This window comes from Pseudoalteromonas sp. BSi20652, assembly GCF_000239855.1.
GTDB lineage: Bacteria > Pseudomonadota > Gammaproteobacteria > Enterobacterales > Alteromonadaceae > Pseudoalteromonas.
In genome coordinates this window covers 1-21,862 of the sequence record NZ_BADT01000015.1, presented here as the reverse complement: position 1 = coordinate 21,862, position 21,862 = coordinate 1, and the positions used below count along the sequence as shown (strand labels likewise).

The 21,862-nt window shown below is 37.3% G+C and carries 18 protein-coding genes and 2 pseudogenes; 9 read left to right on the top strand and 11 right to left on the bottom strand.

Annotated features, from left to right (window positions below; all coding sequences use genetic code 11):
* Positions 1-24 precede the first annotated feature (24 nt).
* Positions 25-453, bottom strand: coding sequence for an organic hydroperoxide resistance protein (locus P20652_RS15990; RefSeq protein ID WP_008165699.1), 429 nt, complete (start codon positions 451-453; stop codon positions 25-27).
* Positions 454-576: 123 nt separating this feature from the next.
* Between P20652_RS15990 and P20652_RS15995 the strand changes: the two genes are divergently transcribed.
* The 3 genes and pseudogenes from P20652_RS15995 to astB all read left to right on the top strand — a co-directional run bounded on the left by P20652_RS15995 (position 577) and on the right by astB (position 4,135).
* Positions 577-1,011 (top strand): MarR family winged helix-turn-helix transcriptional regulator, encoded by a 435-nt coding sequence (locus tag P20652_RS15995; protein WP_008165698.1) that lies wholly within the window; start codon positions 577-579, stop codon positions 1,009-1,011.
* Positions 1,012-1,056: 45 nt separating this feature from the next.
* Positions 1,057-2,164: pseudogene (locus tag P20652_RS16000) on the top strand (L-dopachrome tautomerase-related protein).
* Between the two features lie 624 nt (positions 2,165-2,788).
* Complete coding sequence (gene astB, locus P20652_RS16005) at positions 2,789-4,135, top strand: N-succinylarginine dihydrolase (protein WP_008165694.1); 1,347 nt, start codon at positions 2,789-2,791, stop codon at positions 4,133-4,135.
* An 81-nt stretch (positions 4,136-4,216) separates the two neighbouring features.
* On the opposite strand, the gene P20652_RS16010 is transcribed toward astB, so the two are convergent.
* On the bottom strand, positions 4,217-5,071 hold the full coding sequence (locus tag P20652_RS16010; RefSeq protein ID WP_008165693.1) for a mechanosensitive ion channel family protein: 855 nt from the start codon (positions 5,069-5,071) through the stop codon (positions 4,217-4,219).
* A gap of 227 nt (positions 5,072-5,298) precedes the next feature.
* On the opposite strand from P20652_RS16010, the gene P20652_RS16015 reads away from it, so the two are divergent.
* The gene (locus tag P20652_RS16015; protein ID WP_008165692.1) at positions 5,299-6,294 is read left to right on the top strand and encodes a DUF4382 domain-containing protein; all 996 of its coding nucleotides are present in this window, start codon (positions 5,299-5,301) and stop codon (positions 6,292-6,294) included.
* Between the two features lie 55 nt (positions 6,295-6,349).
* Entirely contained in the window at positions 6,350-7,030 is a 681-nt protein-coding gene (locus P20652_RS16020) for an SDR family oxidoreductase (RefSeq protein WP_033016945.1), read from the top strand.
* A gap of 122 nt (positions 7,031-7,152) precedes the next feature.
* On the opposite strand, the gene P20652_RS16025 is transcribed toward P20652_RS16020, so the two are convergent.
* From P20652_RS16025 to P20652_RS16040, 4 genes are all read right to left on the bottom strand, one after another.
* Entirely contained in the window at positions 7,153-7,374 is a 222-nt protein-coding gene (locus P20652_RS16025) for a hypothetical protein (protein ID WP_008165689.1), read from the bottom strand.
* Entirely contained in the window at positions 7,371-7,892 is a 522-nt protein-coding gene (locus P20652_RS16030) for a hypothetical protein (protein ID WP_008165687.1), read from the bottom strand. Before P20652_RS16030 ends, P20652_RS16025 begins: the two co-directional genes overlap by 4 nt.
* Positions 7,893-8,063: 171 nt before the next feature.
* Positions 8,064-8,795 carry a hypothetical protein gene (locus tag P20652_RS16035; RefSeq protein WP_008165685.1) on the bottom strand — a complete coding sequence of 244 codons (732 nt, stop codon included), beginning with the start codon at positions 8,793-8,795 and terminating at the stop codon, positions 8,064-8,066.
* A gap of 559 nt (positions 8,796-9,354) precedes the next feature.
* On the bottom strand, positions 9,355-10,062 hold the full coding sequence (locus P20652_RS16040; RefSeq protein WP_008165684.1) for an SDR family oxidoreductase: 708 nt from the start codon (positions 10,060-10,062) through the stop codon (positions 9,355-9,357).
* 387 nt (positions 10,063-10,449) lie between these two features.
* Between P20652_RS16040 and P20652_RS16045 the strand changes: the two genes are divergently transcribed.
* A complete protein-coding gene (locus P20652_RS16045) occupies positions 10,450-11,763 on the top strand; it encodes a M20/M25/M40 family metallo-hydrolase (protein ID WP_008165683.1) in 1,314 nt (437 codons plus the stop codon).
* A gap of 63 nt (positions 11,764-11,826) precedes the next feature.
* Here the strand turns inward: P20652_RS16045 and P20652_RS16050 are convergent, their stop codons facing one another.
* The 4 genes from P20652_RS16050 to P20652_RS16065 all read right to left on the bottom strand — a co-directional run bounded on the left by P20652_RS16050 (position 11,827) and on the right by P20652_RS16065 (position 15,523).
* Positions 11,827-12,624, bottom strand: a complete 798-nt coding sequence (locus P20652_RS16050; RefSeq protein ID WP_008165682.1) for a response regulator — start codon at positions 12,622-12,624, stop codon at positions 11,827-11,829.
* A 153-nt stretch (positions 12,625-12,777) separates the two neighbouring features.
* Positions 12,778-13,494 carry a Sir2 family NAD-dependent protein deacetylase gene (locus tag P20652_RS16055; protein ID WP_008165681.1) on the bottom strand — a complete coding sequence of 239 codons (717 nt, stop codon included), beginning with the start codon at positions 13,492-13,494 and terminating at the stop codon, positions 12,778-12,780.
* A complete protein-coding gene (locus P20652_RS16060; RefSeq protein ID WP_033016934.1) occupies positions 13,491-14,507 on the bottom strand; it encodes a kelch repeat-containing protein in 1,017 nt (338 codons plus the stop codon). The genes P20652_RS16055 and P20652_RS16060 overlap by 4 nt, the downstream gene beginning before the upstream one ends.
* 164 nt (positions 14,508-14,671) lie before the next feature.
* A complete protein-coding gene (locus P20652_RS16065; RefSeq protein WP_008165679.1) occupies positions 14,672-15,523 on the bottom strand; it encodes a sensor domain-containing diguanylate cyclase in 852 nt (283 codons plus the stop codon).
* 362 nt (positions 15,524-15,885) lie between these two features.
* Here P20652_RS16065 and P20652_RS16070 point away from each other — a divergent pair, with 362 nt between their 5' ends.
* The 3 genes from P20652_RS16070 to P20652_RS16080 are packed head-to-tail and all read left to right on the top strand — an operon-like array spanning position 15,886 to position 20,530.
* Entirely contained in the window at positions 15,886-17,943 is a 2,058-nt protein-coding gene (locus tag P20652_RS16070) for a TonB-dependent siderophore receptor (protein WP_008165678.1), read from the top strand.
* 9 nt (positions 17,944-17,952) lie between these two features.
* On the top strand, positions 17,953-18,483 hold the full coding sequence (locus tag P20652_RS16075; RefSeq protein ID WP_083832839.1) for a YfiR family protein: 531 nt from the start codon (positions 17,953-17,955) through the stop codon (positions 18,481-18,483).
* Between the two features lie 4 nt (positions 18,484-18,487).
* Positions 18,488-20,530 (top strand): EAL domain-containing protein, encoded by a 2,043-nt coding sequence (locus tag P20652_RS16080; protein WP_083832840.1) that lies wholly within the window; start codon positions 18,488-18,490, stop codon positions 20,528-20,530.
* Here P20652_RS16080 and P20652_RS17210 read toward each other — a convergent pair.
* Positions 20,525-21,159 (bottom strand): annotated as a pseudogene (locus P20652_RS17210) (isoprenylcysteine carboxylmethyltransferase family protein). The gene P20652_RS16080 and the pseudogene P20652_RS17210 sit on opposite strands and share 6 nt — an antisense overlap.
* Between the last annotated feature and the right edge of the window lie 703 nt (positions 21,160-21,862).

Genomic DNA, 21,862 nt, shown 5'->3' with positions numbered 1-21,862 from the left:
TAAATTTGAGTTGTTTTTAAATAATTAAATAACTGAAAGCTCTATTTCAATGTTGCCACGTGTTGCGTTTGAATACGGGCATACTTGGTGCGCTTTATCTACAAGCGTTTGCGCTGCTGCCTTATCCATATCACCTAGTGATACCGCAAGTTTTACAGCAATGCCAAAACCACCTTCAATAGCACCAATAGACACTTGTGAATTAATATGTGTATCGCTTGGTAAATCTATTTTTTCGCTACCTGCTACAAATTTAAGTGCACCAATAAAACATGCTGCATAGCCTGCTGCAAATAATTGCTCTGGGTTAGTGCCTTGTCCGTCATCGCCGCCTAAACCTTTAGGTGTTGATAAATTTACATCTAAACGACCATCATCAGATTTAGCTACGCCTTCGCGGCCGCCAGTTGCAGTTGCTTTTGCTGTGTAAGCTACGTTTTGTAATACATTCATAATGAACTCCAAAGTTTAAAAATCAATTTAGTTTGTGTGCAAAATAATAGAACAAGTAATTAGAGATTGCAAATACTTTGTATGCAAATTAAAATAACATGTATTGAAATGAAGGATAAAGTTATGTCGTTTGAGCAATTAAAGTTAAAAAATCAGTTATGCCATCGGTTATACATGGCATCTAATAGCATTGCGCGTGCGTATCGCGAGCCTTTAAGCGACCTAAATTTAACTTACCCACAATACGTAGTTATGATGGCGCTGTGGGAGCAAGACGAAATAACAATTGCAGAGCTAATAAATAAAACCGCGATAGACGGCGGTGCAATGACCCAAATACTCAAAAAAATGAGCGAAAAATCATTACTTGCTGTTATTAAAGATGAGCACGACAAACGCAAACGCCTAGTGCAACTAACCCAGCATGGCCAATCACTCAAATTAAAAGCAGCCGATATACCTAAAAATATTTTATGTAAATTTGATAGTGTAGATGCAACACAAGCACTGCAGTTGATGCAGCTGCTCGATTTAGTAGTAAACGACTTAGCCGATTAGGCTCTTAATTTTTAAACAATAAACGTGTTTTAAAAGGTTTTAAAAATGACTCATATTAAAAAATTACTATTAGCGGCGGCGTGTAGCTCGGCACTTTTAGGTAGCAACGCCGTATTTGCTAATACCGCTGGCCAAAATGCTGATTTAAAAACAGTAGCCACATTTGATGCGCAGCACCCACCAGGTAATATTGCTATTACCCCATCGGGCAGAAAGTTTTTATCTGTGCATGGTTTTTTTGGCCAAAAAGCAAAAAATTATGGAGCTTTTAAGCGATGGCACAACTAAACCCTACCCTAATGAAGAATGGGCATACGCATATAATAACGGTAAAGGTTTTTACGATGTACTTGGCATAAACGTATCAAGTGATGGCGTTTTATGGATGCTCGACACTTCAGGGCCAGATCACGCTGGGCGTTTAGTGGGTTGGGATACAAACAAAGAGCAACTACATAAAATTATTTATCTGGCTAAACCGACCATTACCGACACCTCGTTTTTAAACGATTTAGTCATCGATAATAAGCATGGTGTTGTATACATTGCCGACACAGCCCAAGGCAGCCAAGCCGCTATTATTACGGTAAACCTAAAAACAGGTGTTGCACGCAGAGTGTTACAAAATAGCCATTACACCACAGCCGAAAATATCGATATGGTTATTGATGGGCGTACAATGAGCATTGGCGGACAACCTGCCCGCTTAGGGGTAAACCCTATTACGCTCGATCCTAACGAAGCATGGCTTTACTTTGGTTCTATGTCGGGCACGTCGGTTTACCGCATTGCCACCAGCGATATAAACAACGAGAGTCTTTCGGCTAAAGCGCTTGAAGACAAAGTAACGCGTTACGGCACTAAGCCAATTTCCGACGGTATTATCGTTGATGGCGGCGGTAACGTATATGTAACCGACATAACCAACGGCGCAATTGGTGTAGTTAAACCCACTGGCGACTACGAAGTATTATTTAAAGACGAACGCTTAAGCTGGCCTGATGGTTTTAGTTACGGAGCGGATCATAAAATATACTTTACCGTTGACGATTTACATAACTCGCCTGTACTTAATAATGGTAAAAATCAAAGCCACGGTAAGTTTAAAGTAATGTCGTTCGAGCCTTTAGTAAAAGGAAAAGTAGGCCGTTAATTTGCCTTTTTAAATGACTCTACTTTTAAAGAGCCTTGCATATATTAGCAGGGCTTTTTGTTAAAACCACACCAAAATAGTGCATATTTTAAACACATTTCCCCATATAGGTGCTCTACCTTAAAGACCTGTTTGTATTTCAATACTAAATATTTGATTTTTATTCATAAAATATTCAACTTAATGTTGGCATACTTCTTTCAAAGGTTTGATGTGCTCAGTAAAATTTAAAGGAAAAAAACCATGAACAACCTATACCATACCCTCTACTTATTATGGCGTTTAGACATTAGCGTTTGGCAAGTTAATGATCCAACAAATACCCATACCACCGCTGACAAAGAGCGCGTCTATGTTAAGTAACATCGTATTGTGTAAAGGCTTGGCATAAAGCTTAAATGTATAAACCTACTTTAGGCTAAGCTTTTGCACACTATGAAATTTATGTGTACATTTTAATTAAACTTCAAATTAATCGTTCAATATAAAAACAACCCCCTTATAATAAACTCTACATTTAAAAACATCGAAAAAATTAGTAAAAACACTGCGTTTATAACTTTGCAAGCACCCCTATTGCGATGTATTGTGGCACCCTATTGAAAATTTTTAGTTGGAACGTGTATGCACGCTTTGGAAGTTAATTTTGATGGCTTAGTTGGTCCTACTCACAACTATGCTGGTTTGTCATATGGTAACGTTGCCTCGTTAAGTAACGCAGCAAGCTTTTCAAATCCTCAAGAGGCAGTGCTTCAAGGCCTTGAGAAAATGAAAGCCATGCACGACAAAGGTTTAACTCAAGGTGTATTTGCTCCCCACGCACGCCCCGATTTAAACGTACTGCGCCGCTTAGGCTTTACCGGCAACGATGCACAAGTAATTCATAAAGCATTTAAAGCTGATCCTATATTATTACGCGCGTGTTATTCAGCGTCTGCAATGTGGACAGCCAATGCCGCTACGGTATCGCCGTCGCCAGATACGCTTGATGGCAAAGTACATTTTACTTCAGCTAATTTAAATAATAAGTTTCATCGTTCATTAGAGCCTGCAACTACTACACGCTTATTAAAAGCCATGTTTAACAACGACAAATACTTTGCACACCATACCCATTTGCCTGACCAAGGCTTTTTTGGCGACGAAGGCGCAGCAAACCATACTCGCTTTTGTGACAGCCACGGCGAGCAAGGCCTTGAAATGTTTGTATTTGGTGCCAGCGCGTTTAACAACCAATTACCAAAACCAACTAAGTTTCCTGCAAGGCAAACACTTGAAGCCTCAGAAGCAATTTGTCGCTTACATAACTTAAAAGATTCAAGCCAAATTTTATTACAGCAAAATCCAGATGTAATAGACCAAGGTGTGTTTCATAATGATGTAATTGCAGTAGGTAACGCCAATGTATTACTGTGCCACCAGCAAGCATTTTTAAATCAAAACCAAGCACTACAAGATATTCGAGAAGCATATATTGGCAATAAAGAATTTTATATTATTGAAGTACCTACCGATAAAGTAAGCATTACCGACGCTGTAAGTAGCTATTTATTTAACAGCCAGCTAGTGAGCCTTGAAGATGGTTCAATGTTGTTAGTGGCACCACAAGAGTGTAAACGCAACAGCGCAGTTAACGCCTACATTGAAGAAATGATCATGGCTGATAACCCAGTAAACCAAGTACAGTTTTTTGATTTACGCCAAAGTATGCAAAATGGCGGCGGCCCTGCTTGCTTGCGTTTACGTGTAGCCCTTAACGAGCAAGAACTTGCTGCAGTAAACCCAGAAGTTATTTTAACTGATACTAAATACACACAACTGTGTGACTGGGCAAAACGTAACTACCGCGACAAATTAGGCGCAAATGACTTTGCAGACTCAGCCCTGCTCACCGAAAGCTACCAAGCACTTGATGAGCTTACACAACTACTTAATTTAGGCTCAGTGTACGACTTTCAACTAGAAGGTTAATACCTCCGTCAATATAAAGGTAATACAAAAATAGCGAGCCAAGGCTCGCTTATTTTTATTTGTGCTTATGTTAGTACATATTTAAGCATCTTTGTTAACAGTTACTGCCGATGCCATAGACTCAGATATATGCAGCGTACGCTGCGGAAACGGAATACTCAGCCCTGCGCCTTCAATAGCTTCTTTAACACGTTTATTTAAATCCCACACAGTTTGCCAATAATCACCATTAACAGCCCACGCACGTAATTGTATGTTTACTGCGCTTTCACCTATTGATGTCACCATTACTTTAGGTGCAGGCTCTGCGAGTAATCGGCTCTCTGATGCGGCTAATTCTTTAAGTACATTTAAGCCAACGTCAATAGAGTCGGCATACGAAATACCCACCACTATGTCCATTCGTCTTTTGCCATTACGGGTAAAATTTTTAATATTGCCACCCCACACTTTGCCGTTAGGCGATGCAATATAAAGACCGTCGGTGGTTTTAAAAATAGTGGTAAATAGGTTTATTTCACTCACAGTACCAAGCGTGCCACTGGCATCAACAAAGTCGCCTATTTTAAAAGGTCTGAGTATTAGCAGCATAATACCCGCAGCAATATTGCTCAGCGTATTTTTAAGGGCTAAACCAATCGCTAAACCAGCAGCACCCATTAGCGCAATTAAGCTTGCCGTGTTTACGCCAAAAATATCTAAAATAAATAGCCCGCCAATTATATAAACTAAATAACCAGCAATACTCGATAAAAGAGGAAGCAGCGTACTATCCACTCTTTTTAACGGGGATTTAGCGTTTTTAATCGCTTTTTTAACCGAGCGTGCAATTAAGGCACTCGCAACTAAAATCACCAACGCTAAAATCACTTTGTATCCTAAAGTGATGATTGTTTCTGAATGGCTTTGCCAAAACGCTAAGAGTTTATCTTTCATGTTTGTTCCGATAAATGTGGCTGAAACTCAGCAAAATAATGGTTAAATCTAATAAAAACCGACTTCAAAAGAAGTGGCGCGAGTATATAGTAAAAAACGATTAAATCGATGAAATTAAAAACGTTTTAAAACAGCATGTTAAAAGTTATAACTTCTCATATTTTTAATTCAATTTAGGTTAAGGGTTAAATACATACACTTAGCAAATCAAATAAGAGGAAACAATCATGAACTTTAAATCAACACTATTAAGTAGCGCTATTATTTTTGCCTTAGCAGGCTGCGGCTCATCAAATGACGATGCTGAAACAACCCCAAAAACAAGTGATAAAGCAACTTTTAGCTTGGGTATTTCCGACGCTCCAGTCACTGGTTTAAAACAAGTTAACGTTGTATTTGATTCAATAACAATTAAAGCCCAAGAAGGTGAAGAAGTTAACTTTGAAACTCGCTCTAAAAACGATTCCACCTTAGCGCAAATGGTCAACTTACTAGACTATACGGGCGACGATATTTTTCAATTACTTGATGATCAAGAAGTACCTGCAGGTGATTATTCGTGGATCCGCGCACAAGTAATAAACGGCGACACAAACAACCTTAGTTTAACATCTCACGTAGTTTATGAAGATGACAGCATTGCACCGCTTATCGTAAAAAGAAAAGGTAATGATGGCGTGGGTGAAATACAGCTAGATGGCTTTACACTCAATCAAACCGACAACGAGTTTGTATTAGAGTTTGATTTAAAAAAATCGTTGGTTGATCCACAAAATAATAACGAAGTCTTTTTAAAACCTCGCGGTGTGCGTTTACAAAACCTTTCTGAATCACAAGATATTGAAGGCACTGTAAGCCAAACACTTATAAACAATTGCGAGACTGACAACATTGATCTTGCTGCTGATGATTCATCATTTGGCCATGCTGTTTACCTTTACTCTGCGCAGGCACAAACCCCAACAGATATTCATGAAATAGATGACCAAACGCCTGATAACGCTCCGTTAGCTACTGCCAATGTTGTTTTTGATGCAGACGATAATGAATACGAATTTGAACTCGCATTCATAACACCAGGCGACTACCAACTTGGTTATACGTGTAGCGCACACATAGACGATGCAGAGCAAGTAGATACTGATTTTAATATTTATCAACTAAAACAAATTAGCCTAACGCAAGCTGACGATTTATCAGTCAATTTTGACATAGCCCAATAACTGCATGGCGCACATTGAGCTGCGCCTTTATTCATTTGTTAATAAGGAAAAAACCATGGCAAAAGAGAAAATAGTACTCATAACCGGCGCTTCTAGTGGCATTGGTGAAGCAACGGCAAAAACCTTAGTAAACAACGGTCATAAAGTTATATTAACCGCCCGTAGAGAAGAGCAACTTAACCAACTTGTTGCCGAGCTAGGATCAGATAACGCACTGAGCGTAGCCGCAGATGCAACCGACTTTACCGCACTTGAAAACGTAGTTACCAAAGGCATTGAAAAGTTTGGCCGATTAGATGTAGCCTTCGCTAACGCGGGCATGGGTGTTTCAACCGCAGGCACCGAAAAAGGTGATCCGGATGAGTGGTCAACCATGATTGATATAAATATTAAAGCCCTACTGTGGACTGCAAAATTAACCCTGCCGCATTTACGCCAAAATAAAGGTCACTTTATATTAACCAGCTCTGCCGCTGGCCGTAAGCCAATTGGCGGCTCTATTTACGGTGCAACTAAATGGTTTGCTTATGGCTTTGGACAAAACTTAGCTGAGGAAATGAGTGAGTGGAACGGACGCTGCACAACCATAGCCCCAGGCATGGTAAACACCCCGTTTTTTGATGACGCTAAACCCGATAAACTCGACCCACAAGATGTAGCCGACGCGGTATTGTTTGCTATTGAAGCAAACCAGCGCAACAGCGTACGCGAGATTTATTTAATGCCGACTAATTAAACGTTGATTGGTTGAGTTCGAGCTGTCAGGTTTAATGCTAATGGTGTTAAACCTAATGGTTGTTAATTCTAAATACCGGCTAGATAGAATGAAGGGAAAATATTCGGCATTAATAAAGCTTGTTATATATACAGTAACTCTAAACCTCCATCACTAGGTTCAAATACTTCAAGCCAAATGGTAACACCATTTTCATCGCTACATTCAATATCAAAGGCTCCATCATAAACTTCAACTATTGTTCCAATATCACCGACCTGAGGAACTCTAGAGCCAAAGCTGTTTTCTGAATAGATAAATTTTTTATTAAGAGATATCACTTTTACGACAGAGTATTGCTTCATTTGATTTTATGGTACGCATGTGTGTTTTGGTTACAGGTTTGATAAACATAAATAGAACTAAAAATATTCTGGGTCTTTAACTCAGCTTTAAATTCATCAGAAAAATTACTTTCAACCTCAAGTATGTCAAAGAATGGCCCATATAACCCAACAAGTAATATCCCTGGTTTATTTAATGTAGCAATGCTTTGCATTGTTTTCTTCTGTAACTTAGCTTTAATTGCTGACTCAACTCTTCCATTAGTAATTGAATCAAAATCTCCAACTAAATCGCCTTTTGACGATATGTGAACTTTATCATCCGCGGCATGAGAAGTTATGCTGATTGCAGTCTCTTGACTAAAATGTGCATCTGTTATTTCTATCCAAGTATCTACGCCATCAATCTTTACAATTGCATCAGGCGGATCTGGTCTGTTAATTAATTTAAGTACTTTGCCTTGTGATGAAAGGAGATTCTTATATGAATCTAGAACAGCACTTTCATGTGTGGGATTTAAATCTCTGTGTGAAGTCATCTAGAGCCTATAACGAGACTGTAAAATAACTCCAACAGCCAAATTCAATTAAAAAATGAGATCCTGTAATTCACTCTAAGCGCTTTTAAAGCATTACAAGATTTAGGTTGGGTGTCACTGTAATTCACGCTGGAGCAAAACCAACTGTTTTTTTCCTTGTTTAACAGCTTGTTATGCTTTGACTGCCACCAAATTCCCAAGAGACTGTACCCTGTAAATAACATGCGAGCTAAAAACCTTATCAAATTTATTAGCAACTATCATACCCAATACATTTTGATCAGTAGCATTTTGGCCTAAGTGATTTGGGCTTAATTCCCATTCATTGCCAATATACCCTGACTTGTGAATAAAAGCTGTTTTCATACTGTTATCTAAAATATAAACAAGAATATAAGCTACCGTTTCATCGTAAACAAAGCCATTGTATGAACATCTATTTACAGCAACTTTAGCATACCTTTCTAACAATTCAGGGCGATACCTTGACTCACACTTTATAACTTTATCATCTGATTCGATATAAATTTCAGCGTTCATAAAATCAGGTTCATATTTATCTGAACCGACATTTAAAGAACTATATGGATTCATTGATAATGATAATGACTCGTAAGGCTTTAATACTTTTGGAGGGGAATATTTATCGAGTTCTAACCACAAGTCATTGTGAAAAACTGCATGTATGGCATAAATATTTACGGGCTTATCTTTTTTATTAGATAAGACGACTTCTGTTATATGTGAAGGGGTGAAACTTTCACCGCCAAAAGAGTATTGGGCAGCGACTCTGTTACCAATCTTTTTATAAGCAAAGTATATCGCAAATACAGAACTTACTAATAAGAGAAATGGCCTAAAAATTTCATTTGAAAATGTAACAATTACATCAAAGCAGCTCAAGTCTTACTCCAAAAGCATAACAATTTAGTCTACGACATTTGTCGTTTTACAAACCGACAAATGTCTTTATATTACAATGATTTTATCCTAGCTATAAAATAAACAACTGTAAACAGTTAGTTAGCTTCGCCTTACCTTTTCTAAATGTAGCAAAACCCCAAAATGGTGGAGATCAGTAATATCAGACGTATAGCTGATTAGTTATACCCGTTGATTATTAATTAACAGGTTATATTTTAAATACCTGTGTTTAAACCAATAACGCGTACACCCCATAACCCTTAAACTTGTAACTCGTTATTACTTATAAAATTAGTTAAAAATCACAATCCACTTTTATTGAATCCTCTGTACTTTTACTTCATATTAAATACTCTTATTTCTCAGTTACATACTTAGAGTGTTGCATGAATGGGTTATGGATCTTAAACCGCGTTAACACCCTCCGATGAATTGACGTATTTAGCGGCCTTAAAACGAAGAGGCTCAGCAGTTTTAAAATTTGCAATTAATAGCTGACTTTACTAGTTATCCACCTCATAGCGTGTTGTTATATTTATTAGAACGGTAACTCCTCACCATTAAAACTATAAAGTTTTCCCGTATTATCAATAGATAAATTCAGAATAACGTTCATAACTCCAAGAGCCGAATCTACAACATTTTCACTTGCTGTAGAGCCACCCATATCGGTTTGAACCCAACCGGGGTGAACAGCTACCACAGCCACATTATCATTAACAAGTTCTTGTGATAAGTTCACTACTAGCATATTGGCAGCGGCTTTAGACATTCGATAACCATACCAATCCACACTTTGTTCTAGCGACAAAGATCCCATAGCAGAAGAAATAACGGCTATCTTACATAAGCGTTTTTTATTTATTAAAGGTAAAAAGCAATGAGTTAAATATAGTGGTCCAAGTGAATTCACCTTAAAAGACATTTCAGCATTAGCATAATTAATAGTATGGATACTTGTGTTTTCTCGATCCAAATATCCCGCATTATTTATTATTAAATCTAATTTAATATTTTCCTCGTTAAGTTTACTTGCCAACGTCTTAATTTTTTCAGGGCAAGTGATATCCATTAACTCAATCGACAATTTATTTGGAAACTTACCTTTCAATGAAACTAGAGCAACCGCCGTTTCTAGATCTCTACAGGTAGCAATTACTGTCCATCCATTTATAAGGTATTGTTTGGCTAATTCGAAACCGATTCCCCTATTAGCACCCGTTATTAATACAACTAAGTTATTCATTGTTTATACCTATAAATCTTACAATTTAGTCTACGACATTTGTCACCTAAAAAATGACAAATATCCTTATATTACAATGATTTTACCCTAGCTATAAAATAAGTATTTGTAAACAGTTAGTTCAGTCTCAACTTTTCTAAATGTAGCAAAAATCCAAAATGGTGGAGGTCAGTAATATCAGGCAAATTGCTGTTTAGTTGCACAGCTTGATTATTAGTTAAAAGATTATATTTTAAATACCTGTGTTTAAACTAATAACGCGTTCACCCTTAAACTTGTAGCTCGTTATTACTTATAAAATTAGTTAAAAATCACAACCTACTTCTATTGAATCCTGTGTATTTTTACTCATATTAAATATTCTTATTTCTCACTTATTATGCTGTTATGTCATTTTTAAAATTTAGCCATGCACTTATTTTTACCCTTGCGAGTACCCTGTCGCTTACAAGCCATGCTGCGCTTGATAAAAACGAGCGTGAAATAGTAAAACAGGTCGATAAAAACATTCCACAAGCACTTAAAGAAATAGAGCAAGCCGTAAATATTAATAGTGGCTCGCTTAATATTGAAGGTGTAAAAAAAGTAGGGGCGCTGACAAGCAAGCAGCTTAAAGCCATTGGTTTTAAAGTAAAATGGCTGGATGGCAGTGCGTTTAACCGCGCAGGACATGTACTGGCAACCCATGAGAGTAAAAACCCCGATGCAATAAAAATACTAATGATCGGCCATCTAGATACGGTATTTGCTAAAAACGATAACTTTACTACCTACAAAGAACTTGATGCCGATACAGCAAGTGGCCCAGGCGTTGCCGATATGAAAGGCGGTAACACGATAATAATTACGGCACTTAAAAGCTTACAAGCCCTTAATTTGCTTGAAAATGTAAGCATAAAAGTATTGCTGACTGGCGATGAAGAAAGCAGCGGTCGCCCGCTTAGCTTATCTAAACAAGCTATTGTTGATGCGGCAATTTGGGCTGACGTAGCGCTTGGTTATGAAAATGGCGATAACAATATAAAAACAGCTATGGCGGCGCGCCGTGGTTATATCGGCTGGACGCTAAACGTAACGGCCAATGCAGCGCATTCTTCGCAAATATTTAGCGAAAGCGTTGGTTATGGTGCTATTTACGAAGCATCACGCATTTTAAATGATTTTAGAGTGCAACTTGCCACGCAACCTAATTTAACGTTTAACCCTGGGCTTATTGTGGGCGGTACAAATGCCGACTACGACAGTGCAAATTCGTCAGCAACGGCGTTTGGTAAAAGTAATGTAATAGCACAAACCGTGCATGTGGCAGGTGATTTACGCGCACTTTCGCCAAAGCAGGTAGAAAGCGCTAAAAGGGTTATGCTACAAATTGTGGCTAAAAACTTAGATGGCAGTAAAGCCGAGCTTATTTTTGAAGACGGTTACCCACCAATGGCATTAACTGATGGCAATAAAAAACTATTAGAATTATACAGCAACGCAAGCCACGACTTAGGCTTCAACAAAGTAGTAGCTGCTAATCCACGCAATGCTGGTGCGGCTGATATTTCGTTTGCGGCAAACCATGTTGATATGGCACTCGATGGTTTAGGCTTGATGGGCAGCGGTGCGCACACTAAAAACGAAACAGCCGATTTAACCAGCCTTGATAAAAACATTAAAAAAACGGCATTACTCATTTATAGATTAGGAAAACTGTAATAGTAAATGTATTTTAGAGTGAGCGTAGGCCAAATAATCATCGTCCTACGCTTGTACTTACTTTTAAGACATTATTTTAAACAATAATTCTCGCACTGTGGCCGGTTCAAACGGTTTATCACAAATAGCATCAACTCCCGCTTGAGCTATATTTGCTAGGTGCGTATCGTTTGCCTCTGAGCTCACCATTAAAATAGGGATATGTGAGTAGCTATTTGAGCCTCTTACGGCTTCTGTTAGCTCTCGACCATCCATTTCTGGCATGTTGTAGTCTGTTACAATTAAGTCGAACGGTTGATTATTTAATTGCTCAATTGCTTGCTTACCGTCTTCGGCTTCAACGGGTGTTGGAATGCCCATACCTGCAAGTACGCGAATAATATGTTTACGCGCAAAGCGGCTGTCATCAACAACTAATACGCGTAGTAAAGTTACGTCAAAATGCTCAAGCTCAACTTCTTCTTCGGTAATAATATCTAACGTTGCTTTAAGTGCGCGCGTTATTGCGTCGGCGCTAAACGGCTTGGGTAAAATAGCGAGCACGCCTGATTGTCTTAATTGTTCAAGATACTTTTTATTGCGTTCGCTCGATACCAACATAAATGCTTGGTTTTCGGTACGTGGTGTTGAACGTATATGCTGCAGGAATGAGTCTGCAGTGCCATCTGCAAAATACATACTGCTAATGACTAAATCTGGTTGGTACCTTTCAAGCAGACCTAACGCTTGCATTTGGGTAGTCGCTGTTTCAACTTGCTTTACACCGCATTGGGTCAGTGACTTTATTATTAGCTTTTGCTGAACATCTGAAGGCTCAACTAAAAGTATAGATAAATTAGCTATTGCGGTTAAATCACTCATTTATGTCTCTTCAATATTATTATGTTAATTACAAAGCAACTGCTTTTATTCATTAATATTATAGAACAACATGTATAATTGAAGGGATAAAAACTTTACACAATTATAAATAAAGTTCAAATAGCGTGTGTAATAGTGACAACACGCTCTTTTTTAATTGTTTTGAATGTATTCCAATGCCATCATTTTTTTATAGTTAACATTGGGATGTAAAATATGAGCCGGCTCGGGGTCTACAACTTCAATGGGAATACTGTAATCGCGGGCTATTTCTATTGCCATTTGCGTTATATTGACGCTAAACGAGGTACCCATAAATACAATTTTATCAGCATTGATCATGCGCTTTTGCGCTTCGCTAATTCTATAAAGCTCGGTGTAGTACTCATCAAACAATAAAACATAAGGTTTAAAGGAGTGATTAAGCTCAGGCGCTTGGTTTTGAATATTAAACACTTCAAATAAGGAGTCATGCAAGCAGCTTTCATCGACCTTTTCCCACGGAGCGGTAAAAGGAGTTACATCATCGCCTTGATGGTGAAATAGGGTCATTTGGTCAAGCCTGCCATGAATAGCAATATAATTTTTATTACCTGCTTTGCCATCAAGTCCGTCTATATTTTGAGTAATTAGGTTTTTGTCACTTAGCCAATGGTGCACGTCGTTAGGACCATGGTTACGATACGTTGCAAAGCGATGGTAATACCATGCTAAAAATTCTTTAGGGGCGTTTTGATACATTGCACGCGTTGCCATTTCCATAGGCGTATAATTTTTACTGCCTATGGTCCAATAACCATCCTCCCCTCTAAAAGTGGGAATACCACTGGCAGCGCTTACTCCTGCTCCGGTAATATAAAGAGTGTTCAATTTAATACCTCAAAACCGAGTACATTATCACTTACCTGCTGTTTATTGTTCATACCGCCAATTCGATATAAAACGCCTTGATGCTCTAGTAAACCACGATGATCCATACTCGCTAACTCAAGGGTAGATAAAACCTGCCATTTATTTGCCTCAAGACTAAAGCGCCAAACATGATTACTTGCTGGTGCAGGCTTACCATCATAACCAATGCCATCGTAGTTATACGGATTATTAGAACCCGCCATCATATAAATATCGCCATTATAACTGGTAGCTGCCATCCTATAATGTGCTTTACCTGTTGGGTGTGGCAGCGTACGCCAATCTATTCTAAACGGATTAGCTTTATCTATAGTCCCCTTTAAACACTGTGCTATGTCTGTAAACGAGCGACGCGAATCTGGGTTTGCTTGTGTTTTAACGCCATCGCAAATAACAATGGTATTACCGCTAATTGCAGCAGCTTGGCCAAATACAGGCTCACCTAAAAATGGCGAGGCTTGTTGCCATGTATTATTTTGCGTGTCGTATACTTGTACTAAGTTTACGTTGCCGTCGTTATGCCAACCACTAATTAAGTAAATGTAACGCGCTTTGTAGCTCAGCGCTACGCTATCGTCTACCGGTACAGGCATGCTTGCAAGATGAGTATAGGTATCTTTTATTACGTCGTATCGGTATACGTCGGGGCTTGATACTTCAGTATGATCCTCTGCTACCGTATAACCACCAAACACATATGCATATTCACCCACCCCCACTGCGGCGCTAGCTAAACGCCCTTTTATCAATAAGCTTGAAGGCACTGCAGACTTAGGCTGCCACTGTTCATCACCTATCTTAAGTGCCCACACTTTGTTATGCACATCGGTGTATTGCTTATTTTCACCTAGCCCCATAAAACTTAAAAAATAAGGTTGATTTTTCACAACAATTTTAGCAACCGCATTATTAGCAACCGGCTCAGGTAGCATAGGAAGCACGGCTAAAGTAACAGATATAAGAAAAGTCATATGGTAAGTCGTTTAATTAGAATGAATACACGCAGATTAAATTAATTTAACTTTATGAGCCAGTAAGCAATTAAATAGATATATCAATACCAGATACAAAATTGTAACGCACACTTAAAAAATACGAGTTAGGAGCCGTTATAAAAGAGCTCCTTGGTAGATTTTTATGTGTTTTGTTTAATTTTATACATTGCCTTGTCGGCATACTTAATTAATTCGTGACTGGTTTGCCCATCATTTGGAAAAATTGCAAGACCAATACTTGGGTTTATATTTAAGTTAATATCTTCAAATTCAAATGCAATTTTGAACTGAGCAATAATTTTACGCTTTACAAAGGTCGCTTCGATTGGTTGTTTTAATCTATCTAAAATAATCAAAAACTCATCTCCGCCCAAACGCCCCACCGTACCAGAGTCTTTAACCACATAAGAAAGCCTTTGAGCAATACGATGTAGTAATTGGTCTCCAACAGTATGACCATAAGTATCGTTAACGGCTTTAAATTTATCTATGTCGACAAATAGCAATGCAAAAACAGTATTGTTTTGTTGGGCTGTGACTAGGGTATGTTGAAGCATATCCATGAGAGAGAAGCGATTTGGTAAATCAGTTAAAGCATCATAATTTGCCATATGATGTAACCGCTTTTCTATTATTTTTCGCTCAGTAATATCGTGAGCAACAGCGACTCTTACTTGGTGATCTTCGGACCAACGAACCGACCACAGTATATGAACCACGTTACCATCTTTTCTTACCCAACGGTTTTCAAATTGAGGATTCTTGGCGTTGCCATATAAAAGTGAAGAAACTACATTTTGTGTTTTATGATGATCGTCTTGATAAACATAATTTATCATATTTTCACCCACCACTTCAGCAGCGGTATAGCCAAAAATATGCTCAAATGCCGCGCTAACAAAAATAAAATTTCCTTTAAGATCAACTATACAAACGGCATCCAACATTAAGTCGAGTACAGTTTCTACATCAATTAAGTTATTTTTTAACAAACTTTACTCTCTTAAGCGCCAAATGAAGCTATTCTTATTATTAATGTACACAAGCAATAGCTAACACTATAGGAGTTAAGGCAGTACTTAGATATATTTCGACTATGATCAGTGTGAAAATAAAGTAATACATAAAACTCAGCAAGTTTGATTTTAAGAAGTATTAATTCATTTATTTACTACTTTAAGAGGTAATACGTAAAGATCGTAATTTCAAAAGAAATACTATAGTACTAAAGATTAATAAATTAACAGGATTATTGTCTATTTTTACTGCTTTTATAATGTTAATATGATGTTTTACTTGTATTTAACAAAGCTGACATGCTTTTTATATTTTTTATTTAATTGGAGATAAACCAGTGAAAATATCACAACACTCTTTGTGGACATTATTTTTTGTTTCTCCAATATTAATAGCTGATCCCTTTGAAGATTCTGACCTTGATCTAAATGCCTTAATGGAAATGGATGTACAAGTAACCTCCGCAATGAAAAGAGCACAATCAGCTTTTGATACTGCCTCATCCATATACGTATTAAGCAAAGAACAAATTTCTAAATCTGGTGCTAACTCAGTACCTGAAGCTCTAAAAATGGTGCCAGGACTTATTGTTAGGCAACTTGATAATAACCAATGGGCAATTTCTTCACGTGGCGTTGCATCTCGCTTTTCAAGTAAATTATTAGTTATGATTGACGGGCAAAGCCTTTACACACCTAAGTTTGCCGCTGTTTATTGGGAAAGCCTTAATGTTCCATTGTATGATATTGAACGAATTGAAGTAATTCGCGGTCAGGGCGGGCTACTTTGGGGTAGCAATGCAAATAATGGTGTTATTAATATTATTACTAAAAATAGTATTGATACGCGTGGTGGTTACGTTAATGCAACAACGGGTAGTCAATTAAATTTAGATGCAAATCTGCGTTATGGCGGCGATATTAGTAACATAGGTAGTTACCGTGTCTATGGCCATATTAAAAATTCAAATGCATCTAAAAAAGGAATATTTCTTACTCCTAGCGATACTGCAAAACAACATTCATTTGGAATACGTGCCGACTTTACACCCAACGATGAATGGTCGGGGTTATTTCAAGGTGATGTTACTAAATCAGAACTTGGACAAAACTATCGCGGTGTAATAGACGACACCAACGTTAATATGTCTTTTTCTGGTGATGTTGAACGAACTGATTCACGTATTATGGCGCGTTTAGAAAATAGAATGTCACCAGATGCAAACCAAATGTTGCAGTTATCGTGGTTTAGACAAGATGGTAATCAAGAATTTATAAATGAAAACTTCGAGTCAATCGACATTGATTACCAGATGAATTTTATATACGAGTCTTTACAACTAGACTGGGGATTGAGTTATCGCTACAGCAAGATCTCTTTTGACGATAGTTTATTTTTAGAGAGCGACAAAGACCTTGATAATTTACAACAGTTTGGCGGGCTCATTCAGGCTCAATATAATATTATCCCTGACACTTTAGATTTTATTATTGGTACTAAATTCGACCACAACGACTTAACTGGATGGGAAAACCAGCCCTCAGCAAGGCTAGTTTATAAACCGCTAGAAAACCACTTAGTTTGGAGTGCGGTATCTAGAAGCGTTCGTACCCCTACTCTTATAGAATTTAATGACGACTATAAAGTAGATGGAACCACTGTACTTGAAGCTTTAGGTACGAGCACCGGTGTGAAGGCAATTGATGAATACACAATTGCAACTTATTTAAATGGAAATGATAAAGTCGACTCAGAAAACTATGTATCCTATGAGCTCGGGTATAGATTTAATGATGATTATTGGTCTGTAGATTTTTCGGCCTTTCATACAGACGCAGAGAACATTGCCGTTATTAGCTCGAATACAAATCCAGCACAATTTTTACCCGCACTTGGCTTATTCCAAGCAGGCTTATTTCAACAAGCTGCTCAAGCACTCACTTCTACACGAATAGACCTTGACGTTGTTTCTGTGGGAGAGACAACTACTGACGGCTTTGATGTTGTTTTAGCCTGGCAAATAATGGATAAATTAAGTACTGAGCTTGGTTATAGCTACACCAAAATCACCTACGATTTACCGTCAGGTACAGTACCTACAATTGGCTTTGATTCAACTAATAGGCAAATATTTACTAAGGTTAATTACTCCCTAGAAGACCACAACATATTTGCAACTCTGCGAGTAGAGAACTCTGACGCATACGTATCAGATAACTACACAACGCTTGATTTAACTTGGAATTATCAAATTACTCCAACATGGTCTACTGCGTTTTCAGGTAAAAACTTATTTGCAGGCTCTCATATAGAATATGCCAATACGAGTGAAACTTATACGCTACCCAATTATATTGATGAGTCTATTTCGTTTTCTATTACAGCCAATTTCTAAGATTATTAAATGCTTAAACTGAGATGTTTTTTACACAGCGCTATACTGGTGTTAGTACTTTTAGTAAGTACTAACAGCTTTGCTGTAGAGAAAGAATACATGCTCAAAGCTGGTTTTTTATATAATTTCGCACGTTTCTCTCAATGGCAAAATCCATTAGATGAAAATACTAACTTCACATTGTGTAGCCCTGATAAAAACTTTGTTGATATTGCTGATACTGCTCTAAATAATCGCACTGTAAAAGGGTTACCATTAGTAAACAAATACATAACGCTTGATGCGAGCTCAATTAAGCAATGTAATATGATATTTATTACATCGGATACATTCGAAGATTGGATTAAGACAGAACTCTTAATACATAAAAATATATTAGTAGTAGGCGAGAACGATGAATTTATAGAGAGTAGCGGACACATACGTTTTTTTCTATCAAGCGGTAAAATTCGCTTTGAAATAGCCCCACAAAACCTCAAATCTGATGGTATAACTATGAGTTCAAAAGTATTGCGGCTAGCTCGTGTTGTGGGGGGATAGTATGATTAAAAATCTATTTACATTAAACACTATTAGTAAAAAGCTTCTTTTTATTTTGATGAGCGTCGCGTTAATATCCAGCACAACTGTAATTGTTGCTTTTAGTGCTTACGAACTCACAAGCGCCAAGCAAGAACAAATAGAAAGCCTTAATTCATTATCTAATATGATGTCCCCAAATATAACGACTGCGCTTATGTTTAATGATACAGAAGCCCTACAAGAACTTATTAACCCCATATTGACACGGTCTGATGTAATGTCTGTAATCGTAAATAATAAATTAGGAAAACAACTTGCGGCTGTATACTCAACTGAATATTTACAAGACCTACAACATGTTATTGAAGTAGACAAGCGTCTGCTATTAGACAATCAATATTATGGTGAACTAAAGATTACAGCTAATAATAGTTATATCAACGATCGAGTTCAATTTTATATAAAATTCATTTCTTCACTGACTCTATTTTCTTTTATTGTAAGCCTTTTTATATCATTATTACTGAGGCGCAGGTTTTTAAATCCAATTTTGTATCTTGCACAAACAGCGGATAAAATCACTAAATCAAATGACTACAGCTTGCGCGCTGAGCAACTATCACAAGATGAAGTTGGTCAGCTAACAAACTGCTTTAATGATATGCTTTACACTATAGAGCAGCGTGAACACTTACTCGAAAACCAAGTAAAAGTTCGCACTAAAGAACTTGAAAAAGCAAACAGCCAACTTCACCAATATGCTTATCAAGATGGGTTAACCGATTTACCTAACAGACGTTATTTTTACGAAAAACTACACGCATTAATTAGTAAAAAAGAAATCACTTTTGCTCTGATATTCATCGATCTAGATGGTTTTAAAGAGGTCAACGATAGCTTAGGTCATGATTATGGCGACTTATTACTTCATCAAGTAGCAAATAGATTAAAAAACTGTATTTGTGAAAATGATATTATTGCAAGATTAGGCGGAGATGAATTCACACTTATATTACAGGGTGTAAGCGATCAGCTAAAAGCAGCCGAAGTGGCTGATAGAATCCAAAAAAGCTTAATGCAATGCATTCAAATTAAAAAAGAAAAAGTATACGTTACTGCAAGTATCGGCTTAACATTTTACCCAACTGATGGTCATACAGTTGAAGAGCTAGTTAAACGAGCAGATCAAGCTATGTATCTATCCAAAAGAAAAGGTAGGAATCGCTACGAGTTTTTTTCCTTCCTTATGGAAGAACAAGCAATGGAAAAGCGTAAATTAATAGAAGAAATGAAAATAGCACTTATAGAGAATCAATTTGAACTTTACTATCAACCCATTTTCTCGATTGATGGTACTACTGTAGCTAAAGCGGAAGCACTAATACGCTGGAATCACCCTACAAAAGGGATAGTGGGACCGAATGACTTTATACCCATAGCAGAAAAAAATGGCTTAATTGGTAGCATCGGACATTTTGTTAAATCTCAAGCTGTAAGTGACGCAGTTGAATTTAATAATTTATCTAATATACCTATTCAAGTAAGTGTTAATACATCTCCACTTGAAATAGATCGAGCTGGCGAATGGGTTGAGCAATGGATTAGAGCAAGTAAGCGTTATGATTTACAACCCCACACAATTTTAATTGAAGTGACCGAAAATACCTTAATGGACCCCGATTCAAAGATAAAACACCATCTTAAGCGATTAAATGATGTAGACATCGATATAGCAATAGATGACTTTGGTGTTGGTTACTCATCGTTAGCATACCTACAGCGTCTTGATATAGATATATTGAAGATTGATCGATCATTTATTCAAGACCTAGATATAAATGAGAATAGTATCGCACTTGTGAAAGCTATTATTACGATGGCACATAATTTAGAGGTAAAAGTAGTCGCCGAAGGGGTCGAAACACACCAACAATTCTTGTTATTAAAACAACTAGAGTGTGACTTTATACAAGGATACTATTTTTCAAAACCAATAAAAAACAAAAGCTTATCGAACGGTACATCTATCAAAAACCACTTTAAACTGTACAAAGTTACACTATAACCATCTAGGCACTCGCTTTATGTATTCTGGGTATTCTAATGGAAACGACACCACTAAGTGTGACTCTTCTAAAGCTGTTTGCCTATATAGAGCAGTTAATCCTATTGCTAGACATAACAAAGTAAATACACTCGGTAATGCAAAAAAGAAGCCTAACTGAGCAAAAGCTACACCTAAATACATCGGATTTCTAGAATAATCATAAAGCCCAGTTGTCTTTAGCTCTTTAGGCCCTTTTGGGTCGATCCCTGAACGCCACAATGACCCCATTGCATAATGCACCACCATACTCAATGCACAACCACTTGCCATCATTACATTACCAAACATAATACTTGGCCACCCATTTAAGGGCTCAAAAAGTATCAAATAGTCATCAAGCTCAGGAATAAATACACGCGTAACACAAACGAACCAAATAACCACTCTAAAAAATTTAAACGCCAAATGGTTCCACCAACTTGAGCAATACTTGTGCCCTGTGAAAATGACACCTGACGACGCACTTCTATTTTTAAAAATAACGCGATACGTATAAAACATAGCGACAAAGGTATAAAAAAAGCCAAATAAATGCGGGTAAACTCAATTAATAATACAGAGTCATCAGTGTGAAATAGAGTATCCATCAAGAAAAACCCTGTAACATAAATCAAATAAATAATAGATTCATCATAATATTCAGACTCTTAATTAACAAGTAAAGTAAGATACATATAATAAAATTAGCAAACTTATTAAGTAGTTAAGCAATTTAATAAGTAGTTTAGTATCACTATTTTTAGCTAAATAAGGAAATATTAAATTCTATATAAAACATTACGCTCTTGAGCAGTTGTGACTAAGCTATATTGTCGTTCAGATCGAATGCATCAGTAAAATACATCACTATTATTGGTTGAGTTAATATTACGTAGACACGCTTTTAAGCTGATGCGCTTAATATATAGAAATAAAAATACCGAGCATTACAGAATATGTAAGGGCACCCAGTATGCAGCCTTAGTTCACGCCAAAGCGCTTGATTCGACCCTCTACAATGTGAAGTCAGTGCGCTACGCATTAGAATGTCGCACTGCCCAAAGCGGTAGAAAACCACAGTTCAAATGCTACATTCGCATCAGCGAGCACTTTTACTCATTAAATTAAGTAAATTATTCACTAAGAGGCGCTGCGCTGTAGAGACGCTTAGCTATGGAGAAATACCTAAATTACTTTTCTACAGACATAAAAAGCCCGAATCGTTAGATCCAGGCTCTCTACAATTTGAAGTCGGTGCGCTACGCAGTATTGAGAGGCTTTGTTGTGATTTTAGCGTCGGGAGTCGCTGCA

Excerpts from the sequence above, each read along its gene's own strand:
- P20652_RS15990 (WP_008165699.1), bottom strand. The coding sequence starts at position 453 with ATGAATGTATTACAAAACGTAGCTTACACAGCAAAAGCAACTGCAACT.
- P20652_RS15995 (WP_008165698.1), top strand. The coding sequence starts at position 577 with ATGTCGTTTGAGCAATTAAAGTTAAAAAATCAGTTATGCCATCGGTTA.
- astB (WP_008165694.1), top strand. The coding sequence starts at position 2,789 with ATGCACGCTTTGGAAGTTAATTTTGATGGCTTAGTTGGTCCTACTCAC.
- P20652_RS16010 (WP_008165693.1), bottom strand. The coding sequence starts at position 5,071 with ATGAAAGATAAACTCTTAGCGTTTTGGCAAAGCCATTCAGAAACAATC.
- P20652_RS16015 (WP_008165692.1), top strand. The coding sequence starts at position 5,299 with ATGAACTTTAAATCAACACTATTAAGTAGCGCTATTATTTTTGCCTTA.
- P20652_RS16020 (WP_033016945.1), top strand. The coding sequence starts at position 6,350 with ATGGCAAAAGAGAAAATAGTACTCATAACCGGCGCTTCTAGTGGCATT.
- P20652_RS16025 (WP_008165689.1), bottom strand. The coding sequence starts at position 7,374 with ATGAAGCAATACTCTGTCGTAAAAGTGATATCTCTTAATAAAAAATTT.
- P20652_RS16030 (WP_008165687.1), bottom strand. The coding sequence starts at position 7,892 with ATGACTTCACACAGAGATTTAAATCCCACACATGAAAGTGCTGTTCTA.
- P20652_RS16040 (WP_008165684.1), bottom strand. The coding sequence starts at position 10,062 with ATGAATAACTTAGTTGTATTAATAACGGGTGCTAATAGGGGAATCGGT.
- P20652_RS16045 (WP_008165683.1), top strand. The coding sequence starts at position 10,450 with ATGTCATTTTTAAAATTTAGCCATGCACTTATTTTTACCCTTGCGAGT.
- P20652_RS16050 (WP_008165682.1), bottom strand. The coding sequence starts at position 12,624 with ATGAGTGATTTAACCGCAATAGCTAATTTATCTATACTTTTAGTTGAG.
- P20652_RS16060 (WP_033016934.1), bottom strand. The coding sequence starts at position 14,507 with ATGACTTTTCTTATATCTGTTACTTTAGCCGTGCTTCCTATGCTACCT.
- P20652_RS16075 (WP_083832839.1), top strand. The coding sequence starts at position 17,953 with ATGCTTAAACTGAGATGTTTTTTACACAGCGCTATACTGGTGTTAGTA.